12 protein-coding genes are annotated in these 12502 nt (G+C 44.5%); 10 read left to right on the top strand and 2 right to left on the bottom strand.

Annotated elements, in window-relative coordinates; genetic code table 11:
- The first annotated feature begins 7 nt into the window (after positions 1–7).
- The 9 genes from Q9Q97_RS12015 to Q9Q97_RS11975 all read left to right on the top strand — a co-directional run bounded on the left by Q9Q97_RS12015 (position 8) and on the right by Q9Q97_RS11975 (position 9958).
- Entirely contained in the window at positions 8–1117 is a 1110-nt protein-coding gene (locus Q9Q97_RS12015; protein WP_306157286.1) for a catalase family protein, read from the top strand.
- 24 nt (positions 1118–1141) lie between these two features.
- On the top strand, positions 1142–2278 hold the full coding sequence (locus Q9Q97_RS12010; protein ID WP_306157284.1) for a Gfo/Idh/MocA family protein: 1137 nt from the start codon (positions 1142–1144) through the stop codon (positions 2276–2278).
- A gap of 101 nt (positions 2279–2379) precedes the next feature.
- Positions 2380–4446, top strand: coding sequence for an ATP-binding protein (locus tag Q9Q97_RS12005; protein ID WP_306157282.1), 2067 nt, complete (start codon positions 2380–2382; stop codon positions 4444–4446).
- A 494-nt stretch (positions 4447–4940) separates the two neighbouring features.
- Positions 4941–5150: a hypothetical protein gene (locus Q9Q97_RS12000; protein ID WP_306157280.1), complete on the top strand. Its 210-nt coding sequence runs from the start codon at positions 4941–4943 to the stop codon at positions 5148–5150.
- A 518-nt stretch (positions 5151–5668) separates the two neighbouring features.
- A complete protein-coding gene (locus Q9Q97_RS11995) occupies positions 5669–6505 on the top strand; it encodes an STAS domain-containing protein (RefSeq protein WP_306157278.1) in 837 nt (278 codons plus the stop codon).
- Between the two features lie 10 nt (positions 6506–6515).
- Positions 6516–6914 carry an STAS domain-containing protein gene (locus tag Q9Q97_RS11990; protein ID WP_306157276.1) on the top strand — a complete coding sequence of 133 codons (399 nt, stop codon included), beginning with the start codon at positions 6516–6518 and terminating at the stop codon, positions 6912–6914.
- Positions 6895–7308, top strand: coding sequence for an anti-sigma regulatory factor (locus tag Q9Q97_RS11985; protein ID WP_306157274.1), 414 nt, complete (start codon positions 6895–6897; stop codon positions 7306–7308). The genes Q9Q97_RS11990 and Q9Q97_RS11985 overlap by 20 nt, the downstream gene beginning before the upstream one ends.
- Positions 7301–8314 carry a SpoIIE family protein phosphatase gene (locus Q9Q97_RS11980; RefSeq protein ID WP_306157272.1) on the top strand — a complete coding sequence of 338 codons (1014 nt, stop codon included), beginning with the start codon at positions 7301–7303 and terminating at the stop codon, positions 8312–8314. Before Q9Q97_RS11985 ends, Q9Q97_RS11980 begins: the two co-directional genes overlap by 8 nt.
- A 6-nt stretch (positions 8315–8320) precedes the next feature.
- Entirely contained in the window at positions 8321–9958 is a 1638-nt protein-coding gene (locus tag Q9Q97_RS11975) for an ATP-binding protein (RefSeq protein ID WP_306157269.1), read from the top strand.
- A 564-nt stretch (positions 9959–10522) separates the two neighbouring features.
- Here Q9Q97_RS11975 and Q9Q97_RS23280 read toward each other — a convergent pair.
- Positions 10523–10717 (bottom strand): hypothetical protein, encoded by a 195-nt coding sequence (locus Q9Q97_RS23280; RefSeq protein WP_371878215.1) that lies wholly within the window; start codon positions 10715–10717, stop codon positions 10523–10525.
- Complete coding sequence (locus tag Q9Q97_RS11970) at positions 10695–11243, bottom strand: DUF2071 domain-containing protein (RefSeq protein ID WP_306157267.1); 549 nt, start codon at positions 11241–11243, stop codon at positions 10695–10697. Before Q9Q97_RS11970 ends, Q9Q97_RS23280 begins: the two co-directional genes overlap by 23 nt.
- 585 nt (positions 11244–11828) lie before the next feature.
- Here Q9Q97_RS11970 and Q9Q97_RS11965 point away from each other — a divergent pair.
- The gene (locus Q9Q97_RS11965) at positions 11829–12278 is read left to right on the top strand and encodes a response regulator (protein WP_306157265.1); all 450 of its coding nucleotides are present in this window, start codon (positions 11829–11831) and stop codon (positions 12276–12278) included.
- Positions 12279–12502: the final 224 nt, after the last annotated feature.

Below are 12502 nucleotides of genomic sequence, written 5' to 3'. Positions count from 1 at the left end.
AAACTTTATGACTTTATCCACCCATTATATCCGTTACAGCGATTCGGTAGAAGTGCAGCAGCCGGATGAACAGGAAATCAGTCGGAAAATTGTAGATTCCATGGCGAGAGTAAACCGTCTGATGTACGAGAAATACCGTCATGCGATAAGAGATGCCCATGCCAAAAGCCATGCCGTTTTAAAAGGCGAAATTACCATTTATGAAAATCTGCCGGAACATTTAGCTCAGGGACTATTTGCAGAGCCTAAAACCTATCCCGTTATTGTGCGTTTTTCTACGGCTCAAGGTTCTATAGTACCAGATAAATTGTCAGCCTTCAGAGGAATGGCAATCAAAATAATAGGAGTAGAAGGAGAGAAATTTTTACCTGAACTGTCAGATGCCCTGACGCAGGATTTTCTGCTGGTGAATTATCCAATAATTCCAACAGGAACAATAAATGAATATTTAAAAATGCAGGAAGGTCTGGAGAGCCAGGCCCAAAGCGGCGAACTGTTCCAGCAGATTGCGCAGAAAGCCGCTGTAGGGGTGCAGAATGTTATGGCCGCTGTAGGTCTGGCAGATAATACAAACAAATTAAGCGCACCGGGACCGCACATTTTAGGCGATGCCTATTTTAGTATGGCAGCACTTCGTTACGGGGATTATGTGGCAAAGATTAACGTAAAACCATTGTCTGAAAATGTAAAGGGACTGTCTGGCAAAAAAATTGAAAGCGAGATAATTGATGAGGACGAAAATGCTTTTCTGACCAAAATTATAGCTGATTTTTTCAGATCCAATACGGCAGAATATGAATTAAGCGCACAGCTTTGCACAGATCTGGAAAAAATGCCGGTAGAGGACGGTTCGGTGCAGTGGCCGGAAGATGAAAGCCCTTATCAGCCGGTGGCAAAGCTGGCTTTTCCGCCACAGGAAACCTTCAGCCCCCAGCGGAGGGTTTATGCCGATGATGTGCTGAGTTTTAATCCGTTCCACTGCCTGCCCGAGCATCGTCCGCTGGGGAATATCATGCGCGTGAGAAAACTTGCGTATGAAACATCCAGCAGATACAGGCATCATATGAATGCGCAGGCAAGGCTAGAACCTAAAAGCATTGTGGAGCTGCCCGATTAATTGGTAAACAAAAAAAGAATTCTTATGAAAAGATATAAAGTTGGAATAATAGGATACGGGGGATTTGGAAAATTCCTGCACCACTGGTGGTCAAAACTTGAAAATGTGCAGGTGGCCGCAGTTGCAGACCATGGATCCCACATAAAAGAAGCAGAGAACTGCAGGGTGTACAGTGATTGGAAAGATCTGGTAAATGACCCGGAAATTGAAATTGTAAGCATTGTGACGCCTCCGGGGCTGCACAGCGAAATGGCCTGCGCCGCAATGCAGGCCGGAAAGCACGTGCTGCTGGAAAAGCCGCTGTCCATAACAGAGCGGCAGGCAGAGGAGATTTTCAGAGTGCAGCAGAAGACCGGCAGGATTATTACCGTTAACCATATGATCCGTTATAACCCCATTATAAACGCGGTCATCCAGCTAGGACAGGACGGCGCACTGGGGAGGCTGCGCCACGCTGTGGTAAACAACTACGCGCAGGATGAATCCCTGCCCGAAAGCCACTGGTTCTGGAATGAGGATGTGTCAGGCGGGATTATGGTGGAACACGGGGTGCATTTTTTTGATATCATCAATGCTGTGGGGGGACAGAAATATTCTCAGGTTTACGGCGTGTCCCATAAAAGAAATGAGCATCAGCGCGACCGTGTGGCTGCCATGGTTTTATACGATGAGGGCCTTATAGCAAATTATTACCATGCCTTCTCCGGGCCCGGCTTTTTTGAGCAGACCACAATCAATCTGGTCTATGATCTTGCCAGGATTACCATAGAGGGCTGGATGCCGATGAAAGGAAACCTGAAAGCGCTTGTAAATGCGCAGAGCCGCGAAGAGCTGTCCAGACTCCCAAGGTGGTCTGAAACTCAGGCGCAGGAGTTTGCAAAAGCCGGAGACGTATCACGCCCGGAAGGATGGGGCGCATCAGAATCCGGAGTTGCGGCTGAGAAAGAATCCACGCTGATATCTGGAATTTTGTATGACGCTGATCACATCGTATCGGGATCTTTTGAAATCCCGCAGACAAAAGGCGAGGTGTACGGCAGCTGCGTCCAGCAGATACTTTCTGATGTAATTGCAAAAATTGAAAACCCGGACCATACGCTTAAAATAACTCTCGAAGATGCTTTTGAAGCGCTTAAAACCGCACTGCTTGCTTCCAAATAAAATACGGTTTTCAGCGGCCGCTGAAAATCTGCCTGAAAGTAAAAAAGTTCCTTATCTTTGAGATGCCGGCCTGCTGTATTACATTTAATTAAATGATCTTTATGATTCAAGACCAATCCCCATTAAACGACGAATTCTATTTTGTGCCCAAAACTGCGATGGGGGACGCCCTGAGAAAGGCCGACTGGAGCCAGAGCAGATTAGGGCCTCCGGGGCAGTGGCCTGCCGCTCTGCGCAGCATCCTGTGTATGCTGCTGTGCTCTAAACTGCCTATGTTTGTATGGTGGGGAAAGGATCACCTGCAGTTCTGCAATGACTCCGGCCTTGAGAATTTTCCCAGCGACCGTCCCAGTCAAGGGCAGCCAGGGCCGCAGAGCGCCGGTCTGTGGAGCCTTTTTGGGCCTTCCGTTACAAAGATAATGCACACCGCGCTGCAGTCTATCCAAGAAGGCCAGTTTCCGATGCAGGAAAAGATTTTCCTTAACGGCAGATTATGCGTATTTAATTACACTCCGGTGTTTGGCAACGGCCCTGTGGTCGAAGGCGTGGCCGCGGTATGCTCTGAGCATGAAGACCATGCCCATGAGCTGCGTTCGCTCATTGATGCCGCTCCGTTTCCAATCGGAGTCTATGAAGGGCCACAGATGCGCATCAGGATGCTAAACCAGTCCATTATTGATGCCTGGGGAAAAGGGGGGGACCTGGTTGGAAAAACCTATTTTGAGGTGCTTCCCGAACTGGAAAGCCAGGAAATCTACCCGCTTCTGCAGCAGGTTTATAATTCCGGGGAGCCTTATCATGCCAAAAACCAGCGGGTTGACCTGCAGAGGGACGGAAAACTGCAGACCTTTTATTTCAATTACAGCTTTACGCCGCTTTTTGACGATAAGGGCAGGGTATACGGGGTGATGAATACCGCTGCAGATGTTACTGACCTTAATATCGCCAAGCTTAAGATGGCACAGAGCCAGGAGAATTTCCGCAGCCTGATCATGCAGGCGCCTGTCTCCATGTGCCTGATGCTTGGGCCTTCCCATACAGTGGAGATAGCCAACGAGCATATGGTCAATCTCTGGGGAAAAGACAGGCAAGAGGTAATGCAGAGGCCAATCTTTGAAGGACTGCCCGATGCAAGGGAGCAGGGGCTGGAGGGCCTTCTGGACCAGGTGTTTAAAACCGGCGAAACCTTCACGGCCAGTGAAATGCCTGTGCATCTTATACGTTTCGGAACTCCAGAGGTTGTGTACCAGAACTTTATTTATGAACCTTACAGGGACGGCAGCGGCGAGGTGCTGGGCGTTATTGCCATTTCCAATAATGTTACCGAACAGGTCTTGGCACGCCAGAGGGTTGAAGAACTGATAAAAGTCAGAACTGAAATGCTGGTAGAGGCAAATGAAAACCTGGCACGCTCTAACGCGGATCTGGCGCAGTTCGCCTACATAGCCTCTCATGACCTGCAGGAGCCGCTTCGGAAAATCAGTATTTTCTCTCAGATGCTCCAGGACAAGGCAGGCCCTATGCTGGACAGCAGGTCCCAGGAACACCTGAGAAAGATCGGGCAATCCGCTGCCCGGATGCAGTCGCTGGTGCAGGATGTCCTTGCATTCTCTCAGCTTAATAAAGCTGCAGGTTCCTTTTCAATGGTGGATCTCAATCAGATCATCGTGGAAATTCTGGCAGACTTCGAACTGCTGATAGAAGAAAAGGGGGCCGTTTTGGAGATTTCAGATATTCCGGAAATTCCCGGACAGCCGCTGCAGTTAAGCCAGCTGCTGGGCAATCTTATCGGCAACGCACTAAAATTCCAGCGGGAAGGATGCACTCCGGTCATTAAAATTACCGCTGCCAAGGCCGATAAAGCGGAAAAACTAAGCAATCACCTTATCGCTGAAGCTGATTATGTCAAAATTACGGTCTCCGATAACGGGATCGGTTTTCTTCCTGAAGAAGCGGATAAGATTTTCGGGGTTTTTCAAAGGCTTCATTCCAAATCACAGTTTGAAGGCACGGGTATCGGCCTTTCCATATGCAAAAAAATTGTCGATAACCACCATGGGGCTATAAGCGCGCAGGGCAGTTCGCTAAAGGGCGCTGTTTTCAGCATTTACCTGCCCTTGGAAATTAATTCCTCACTGCCTCCAACAGCAGAAAGATATCTTTTTTAAAAGTGGGGGCTGGGTTATTTGTAAGGCAAACCAGCCTAAAAAAAAATGTTAATTGAACCTTTAGCTCCCAAAACCCAGTCCCTGGGCTGCTGCAAAATATCCGGTCTGCAGAGGCGGCAGCTGTAATCCTTTCTGTAAATATAAAGTCAGCAAGAAAAAGTAAGAGTCAAGCATCAGCATAAAAGGGGCGGCGGCCAGATCCATATTGGCCACTCGGTGGTCCGGCCCCCTATTTGCAAGCCAATAAGTATGACATTGAAAGCCAGTGCGTTTGAAAGCATTTTAGAAGATGTCGTGCAGTGCACCGGAAGCTGCAAAAAATTACGGATAAATTTAGGCTGATATAAAACTAATTTTTAAATTTATTGCCGCTAAATCGGTAAGCGGCATATTTGCACCTGCAATAATTTATTAAGCACTGCAGCACAATATTAATTCTATAGAAAACATTGCGGGAGTATTCCAGCATATTGTCTGCACATAATTTATGAAGCATGACGTATGAAATTGCGAAAAAGAATAAAGCTAACTATCCAGACTTTACCACTTTGAGGGGTGGCACAATGAGAATTTTCATAGTGCCGCAGGTGCTCGAAGATTTCGACAGATACTTTAAGGATTATCTCACCAGAGATTTTGATGACGGAATGGTTCAAGCTTATTCTTCCAACGGGCAGTTTAAATTATACTATAGAGAATTGTAACAACATGCAATTTAAAGCAGATATTGGAAAGCCACAAGCTGGGCGTACAGTTGGCATCCGGATATCTGTCTGCAGCGGCCTCTGATGTCCGATAGTTCCGGGTAAATTTTGAAGCAGCCCTAAGATATTGATTTGTTATCCTTGTAATTTCTGTCAGAATTAATAATCTAAAGCAGGTCGCCTCATCGGGAATCATACGGGAAGAACCTTTCTGCTGTCCTTTATTGACCGAGTTTTCGTTCTGGAAATTCTCCTCATCCAAGGGTAGTTTTCAGGTGTATCTGCATTCACCTTATTATTTTTAAAAATTAATTTTTTACTGCCGTTCTTTTTAAAGGGGGGTGTTCCGCAGCCAATTTTCGGGCATTCTCGCGTTTGGGGCATTTTTCTCCTTTTGCGGGTTGCCATTTATCACATGCAAATTGATTAAAGGTGGATAATTTTGCACGTATTTTCTGAATTCGGTAATTTGATGGATTTAATTGTCTACATTTACGGGAATCCAAATATCACAGCAAATGCAGAACAGTCTCCTGGCAAGCTTGAAAGAGCACCAAAACAAATTATTGGCCGAATGGTCCCAGCTTTTACAAGCTAGCGGTTCTACTGACGGTTCAACGGAAGAAGAAGAATCAAAGGAGTTCGTTTCCCTTCTGCTGGATGCTTTAAAGCATTCAAATGGAAATGCGGATTCAGACGAATTCGAAAATGTTTACGATCTGCTGGTCGGAATTTCAAGTTCGAGGGGCAGACGCGGTTTTTCGCCTCGTGAAAATGCCCAATACCTCATTGCTTTTAAGGAAGCGGCTTCTAAAATTCTTTCAGAAATGGAGTCTGATCCTTCAAAATTGTACAGCGCTAATTTAGAGTTGAGCAAACTTCTTGATAATATGGCAATACTGACTTTTGAATCCTGTATGAAAGGGCGGGAAGAAGTCATTTCAAGGCAGATTGATGAGATCAGCGAGATTTCGACTCCTGTAATCCGCGTCTGGGATGGTATTGTGGCGCTTCCTATCATTGGCACGCTGGACAGTTCCAGAACCCAGGTGGTAATGGAAAATTTATTGCAGCAGATTGTGGATACGGGAAGTTCGATCGCCATACTTGACATTTCAGGCGTGCCGGCAGTAGATTCCCTGGTAGCGCAGCATCTTATAAAAACTGTAAGTGCAACACGGCTAATGGGTGCAGAATGCATTATAAGCGGCATACGCCCTGAAATTGCTCAGACGGTGGTTCATTTAGGAATTGATCTTACGGGCATTATTACTAAGGCTTCATTGGCAAGCGCACTTCAAACAGCCTTTGATATGCTTCAGCTCACAGTTGTGAAAAGAAAAATTACGAATTAAGATCACTGAAATGGAAAGAATTCCAATACTCAAGATGGGAGATTTTCTGCTGGTTACCATACAGGTCGATCTGTATGACCAATTGGCTGAAAATCTTGAATCTGATTTAATAAATGCTATCAAAAAGAATAATTCAAAAGGCGTTTTGATTGATATATCGGCGGTTTCCATTATCGATTCCTTTATGGGAAGAATTTTAGGAAACATTGCCGTAATGTCAAAAATTATGGACGCACAGACTGTTGTGGTCGGCATGCAGCCCGCTGTCGCTATTACGCTTGTTGAACTTGGACTGTCTTTAAATGGTGTTATAAGCGCCCTAAATGTTGAAAAAGGCATGGATTTGCTTCGCGCGAAAATGTACAATGGCGATAAGGAGGAGCAGGCATATGACGACAGCAGCCGATAAAGAAGAACTGTTTATAGCAAAAGAGCAGGATGTAGTTCCGTTGCGCAACCTCGTGAAGGAATACGGCGTAAAAATTGGAATGGGTATTTTAAACCAGACCAAACTGATCACTGCCACAAGCGAGCTTGTCCGCAATCTTCTTCAATATGGGGGAGGAGGAAGGGTTATCATAGAATCTGTAACCAATGGACGGGATTTCGGTGTCCGTGTGGTTTTTATTGATAAAGGGCCAGGGATAAAAGATATAAATCTGGCCATGCAGGACGGCTACAGCACCGGAAAAAGTTTGGGGCTTGGCCTTCCTGGCACAAAAAGGCTGGTGAATGAATTTGATATTCAGACAGAATTGGGAAACGGCACAACCGTAACTATAATAAAATGGAAAAATGGATAGTGCTTTTTGCGTTTATAAAATTGACGATAGGAGTCTTATCGCTTTAATTAAAAGGGAGATACACAACTTAGCGCTTCAGTTAGGCTTCAAGCCGCACAGGGCGGCGGAAACTGACATTATTATCGCAGAACTCGCTTCTAATCTTATCAAATATGCTGGCGGGGGCGATCTGCTTTACAGGGCGCATCACAATGGAAGCTGCAATGTGATAGAAATATACTGTCTTGATAAAGGAAGTGGCATTGATAATCTTGCCAAAATAATGAAAGACGGCTATTACACCTCCAGCACATTGGGACAGGGCATGGGCGCCATTAAAAGATTAAGCAATGATTTTCAGATCTATTCCTTACGCGGCTGGGGAACCGTCCAATACATTAAGATTTGCGATAAAGCCGATGCTGCATTCCCCAACTCAAATGCAGGATTGGATATAGCAGGGCTCAGTGTAACTTATCCGGGCGAACGGGTATGCGGAGACGGATACCATATCAAATATTCCAGAAAAGGCTTTCAGATTTTTTTTGGAGACGGATTAGGCCATGGGGTAAAGGCCCGCGAAGCAGTTGAACAGGCAGTCAAAGCTTTTAAGCAATGCGCAGAAACTGATCCTGCGGCAGTGCTGCGCCATGTTCATCAGCACGTTAAAAAAGGCAGGGGGCTTGTAGCTACTGTTGCCATTGCCGATTATGAGGCGCAAACTTGGAATATCTGCGGCATAGGCAATATCAATACGCGGATCTATAACGGGCTCGACAGCAAAACCTATACGCCATATAATGGCATTATAGGCCATAATATTCCACGGACTATAAAGGGCACCATCGACCCTTATCAAAAACATCAGATTATTATAATGCACAGTGACGGACTGCGTACGGGACTGCATCTTAATGATCTGGCTTCCATAATTAAACAGAGTCCGGGAATTATAGCTTCGGCCTTGTATAAGGATAATGTGAGAGGAACCGATGATGCCGCAATATTGGTTGGAAAAATAATTTAAAGCTTTATGGAGGAAATTGTAAAAATTAGTCTTGACAATGAAATGGACCTCATACTGGCTCATAAGCGTTCAATGAAAATTGCTGAAATGTGCGGCCTGCCCATAGCGTCGCAGACCCGGTTTTCCACTGCAGTTTCAGAAGTGGCAAGATGCTCAATTGCCAGCGGAAAAAATTCTGTGCTTGTTTTGGGAATCAATACCATCAAAGCAGGCCGCAAAGAAATACAGGCGGTGCTTACCGATCAGGTTGATCTCAGGGGATGCAATCCAGAAGCTTACAAATATGCTGATAAATTATCAGGCAGCATAGGATACAGTTATGCCGGCGGCCAGTCAAAAACCATATTAAGCCATCAGGTTTCTTCGCCGGGGCTTCTTTCAGATGCAAAAATAAATGCTCTGGCAGATTACTTTAAATATGAGCCGCCGATTTCGGCTTATGATGAAATCAGAAAAAAAAATATCGAGCTTGCAGCACTTTCAGAAAAGCTGGGCGAAAGTGAAAACCAATACAGAAATCTCGTGGATACAATTCCCGTTTTGATCTGCATTGTCAACGACAGAAGCACTGTTCTGTTATCAAACCATGCATTCAAAGCTTATCTGAAAACCCCCCTAGCCATTTTTGACAAAAAAAACCTTGGGGCATTTATACATCATGATGATGTGCATCCGATATTGGAAGGATGGAAGAATGTTAAAAAAAACAGAAGAGATTTTTCTGCTGAAATCCGAATTAAAAAAGATGGCATTTATATCTGGCATAATGTTTCCATTATGCCGAATAAGTCGGAAGACGGCTCTTTTAAGAGCTGGCTTATCTATTTTATAAATAACAATGCCCAGAAAATGATTGTTGAAGCTTTAAAGGATAATTCGGAGCTTCGAAAGATGCAGCTTGAACTGCAAAGCGCAAACTCAAAACTTAAATTTAAAAATAAGGAGCTGGAACAGTTCGCTTTTATAACAAGCCACGATCTGCAGGAGCCGCTTCGAAAAATCATGATCATGATCTCAAGGGCGGCAGAACATTTAACCGAAGGGCAGAAAACGCTTTATTATTTTGATAAAATTACGCTGGCGGCCGGCAGGCTATCAAATTTGATTTCAGATGTTCTTAATTATTCCCGTGTAAACAATCATGATAAATTTATTAAAGAGGCCGATCTTAATGATGTTGCAGCTCAAGCTCTAGAGGACCTGAGTCTGATTATTGAAGAAAAAAAAGCCGTTGTAAACTTAAATGGGCTTCCGGTTGTTACCGGGATTGAAACCCAGCTGCGCCAGCTGTTTTACAATCTGATAAATAATGCGCTGAAATTTAATGCGCTCAAGCCCGAAGTGAACATTTCCAGCCGTATAATTTCAGATAAAAGCGACACTGCCTTTGATCCTGCAGCCCCTTGCGGTGATTTTTATCTAATTTCAATTGAAGATAATGGAATTGGAATGGACAGCGAGTATTCTGCCCGAATCTTTGATATGTTCCAGCGTCTGCACCAAAAGGGCCAGTACAGCGGCAATGGCATAGGGCTGGCCTTATGCAAGCGCATTGTCGAGAATCATAACGGGACTATCAATTTTACAAGCATGCCGGGAAAAGGAACAGTTTTTTGGATCTATCTGCCAATTCTTGCGGCCTGAAAGCGCTATTTATGCGCTGGATATGCCGGCGAAAATAACAGGCAGAGAGAAGACTGTAAAAATGCGTTTTTTATTGGCAGCAGGGAAGACCTTTCCAATTTAACAATGTCGCGGCTGCAGTGCCCGCGCATTGCCCCGGAAGAAGTCGGGCATTACATCCACGGAAAAATAAAGGGAAGCACATTTGAGAAAATGAATGCTACTGAACACTGCCCGCATATGAGCCATCCGCAAGGGGCAATTGAATTGATTCAAAAATTCCTAAACCAGACGACTTATTGATCCCGAACATCGGAGAGAGCTGGAGCTCCAACAAGCTAAAATCAATGGAAGGGCAGCAGCAGGAAATATTCAAAATTATTACCCATGATCTGCAGTAGCCTTTACGCAAAGCCGTATTTACGGGGAATTTTCTTTTGGCAGAGTATTTTACATAACAGTATTGCAGTTCATTAAATTCCGTCTTTATACATTGCCCGCTATTCATTACAGAATTCAGATTCCTTAAAATGCAATCAGATAGACGAAACAAGGAAGAGCTCTCTACAATCCGTAATTTCTAATTTATAAAATTCTTTTCCTGCTCCATAAAAGAACATCGATAGATTGGCAATAATGAAGCTTTTCTGGATGTTTATTTAAAGAAATGCTGTTGAAATTATAATTTATTTCAGTAATAGGAATGTCAATTTCTTCTAGATTCCATTCTTTATGATGTATGTCATGGCGGAAAAGTTTATTTCCGGTGGCATTGTACAAGCAATGTCGTTCTGTTTAACCAGTAATCCAGCGGCGTTTTTATAATTGGAATTCCTATTTTTTTATAGCTGAATAAAAGCTTGTAATTCTTCACGCCATTCGAAGAAAATAAAGTATTTATGGATTTTTTGATGTAGGACTTCCTATAGGGCAATTCTAAAAATGTTCGGGTGAGTAAAACTTCAATAATTTTGTTAGTTTCTATGGAAAGCATGTAAATACCTTTGATTCCATTATTCAGCACATAGGTCCGAACATTTATTTCCTTAAAATTGGATATGTAGGGAATACGAGGGATATAATGCATTCTCATTTTATGAACATCAAAAGCCACCAGTGATATCCAAGCTTTGTCTTGAAAAGTGTCCAGCACCAAACCTGTCGGAAGCAGTTCCGATATGAGTTCTGGCTTAACGCTCCAATGCAAAAAAAAGGTATCGTCCCACTGCTGGAAATATTTCCATTTTCTTTCAGGAAGGGGCAAATACCTGTGAGAGGCTTGTTCTACTATTTCTGATATGGCCATGGCAAACTTTTAATGGTCCAAGTTTGACATCAATGCATTTGAGACTGGTGCAGAAAAGAGAAATGATGCCCGGCAGCATATTGCCGCCTTTATTAGTGCGGAGCATATTGAAGATGCGGTCTCTCTTCAAGGGGACTAGGCCGGGGTTTGGGATTTGACTGTGTGTTTTTAGGAGCTTTTTCCCGCTATCCGTTGCAATCTATGCGCCGGAACGCCCGGCGCATAGTATTTCCACTGCACACGAGCGAAGCGAACTGGCGAAGCAATCGGGGCTAAAATTTTGGAAGAAAGTTTTGCGGCAATAGCGGCATACTATGGCAGGGGAAAAATGTAATTTTTACTGCCGCTGGACCCGCAGGTTAACTGTTCCTGCATTCAAAGGCGCCATACGCTGGATTTTGGCAGGCTCTGCAGATTTGCATCATTTGCAGCGATTTTCTGAAAAATTAGCCCTATATTTGCAGTTCACCAGCCGCATGCGGACATATTTCTATCGTTTACCCATTACAAGGATTGTATTAATTTTTTAGTATAACTTTTGCAGATTCATTTGCCCTTAATTGAACTGCCCTAAATTTGAAAACGATGTCTGAGCCCCAGAATTTCCATAAGTTTATTTTCCATGCCGATGACGACGAGGATGACAGGCTGCTCTTTCTCGATGCAGTGGATGAGCTTGATCTGAATATTACCGTTGGACAGGCCGCCGACGGAGGGCAGCTTCTGCAGTGCCTTTCGGGGAGCGGGGCGCAGATGCCCGAGCTGCTGTTTTTAGATATCAACATGCCCGGAAAAAACGGGTTTGAATGCCTAAGGCAGATAAAAGGCGCAGAGGGGCCTTTTGGCTGCCTTAAGGTAATTATGCTCTCCACAAGCAGGAATCCTGAAAACATTGAGCTTTCCTACGCGCTGGGGGCGGATCTCTATGCCGTGAAGCCCGCCACGTTTCAGGAGCTTAAAAAGCTGCTGTGGGCTGTTTTTATGATCGACTGGAGCGCATTTGCAAGAGATAAGAAAGGGTTCATTCTTACCTGAAAAGGCTGGGATCCTTACAGAAGACAGCACCGCAGTTCAGATGCGGGCTGTTTAATTGTATGTAAATGGTGCCGGGTTCGGGACGCTGTCCGTTTATTTTATCCCTGCGGTGCTGCGCGGGCCATTTTTCCATTTTCTGCACAAGAAGAATCTCATGAAGGTCCCGAGGGGGTTTTTACAGCCCTGTGATCGTCCTTTTCCGGTAAAATTTTTTATCCTCGAAA

The organism is Flavobacterium sp. DG2-3 (assembly GCF_030730925.1).
In the GTDB taxonomy this organism is placed as follows: domain Bacteria; phylum Bacteroidota; class Bacteroidia; order Flavobacteriales; family Flavobacteriaceae; genus Flavobacterium.
The sequence above is the reverse complement of the archived record's forward strand: the minus strand, read 5'-3'. Positions and strand labels throughout refer to the sequence as shown.

What these genes read in the sequence shown, in the direction of transcription:
- Q9Q97_RS11965 (WP_306157265.1), top strand. Translation starts at nt 11,829, where the DNA reads ATGTCTGAGCCCCAGAATTTCCATAAGTTTATTTTCCATGCCGATGAC.
- Q9Q97_RS11970 (WP_306157267.1), bottom strand. Translation starts at nt 11,243, where the DNA reads ATGGCCATATCAGAAATAGTAGAACAAGCCTCTCACAGGTATTTGCCC.
- Q9Q97_RS11990 (WP_306157276.1), top strand. Translation starts at nt 6,516, where the DNA reads ATGGAAAGAATTCCAATACTCAAGATGGGAGATTTTCTGCTGGTTACC.
- Q9Q97_RS11995 (WP_306157278.1), top strand. Translation starts at nt 5,669, where the DNA reads ATGCAGAACAGTCTCCTGGCAAGCTTGAAAGAGCACCAAAACAAATTA.
- Q9Q97_RS11985 (WP_306157274.1), top strand. Translation starts at nt 6,895, where the DNA reads ATGACGACAGCAGCCGATAAAGAAGAACTGTTTATAGCAAAAGAGCAG.
- Q9Q97_RS12015 (WP_306157286.1), top strand. Translation starts at nt 8, where the DNA reads ATGACTTTATCCACCCATTATATCCGTTACAGCGATTCGGTAGAAGTG.
- Q9Q97_RS11980 (WP_306157272.1), top strand. Translation starts at nt 7,301, where the DNA reads ATGGATAGTGCTTTTTGCGTTTATAAAATTGACGATAGGAGTCTTATC.
- Q9Q97_RS12000 (WP_306157280.1), top strand. Translation starts at nt 4,941, where the DNA reads ATGACGTATGAAATTGCGAAAAAGAATAAAGCTAACTATCCAGACTTT.
- Q9Q97_RS11975 (WP_306157269.1), top strand. Translation starts at nt 8,321, where the DNA reads ATGGAGGAAATTGTAAAAATTAGTCTTGACAATGAAATGGACCTCATA.
- Q9Q97_RS12005 (WP_306157282.1), top strand. Translation starts at nt 2,380, where the DNA reads ATGATTCAAGACCAATCCCCATTAAACGACGAATTCTATTTTGTGCCC.
- Q9Q97_RS12010 (WP_306157284.1), top strand. Translation starts at nt 1,142, where the DNA reads ATGAAAAGATATAAAGTTGGAATAATAGGATACGGGGGATTTGGAAAA.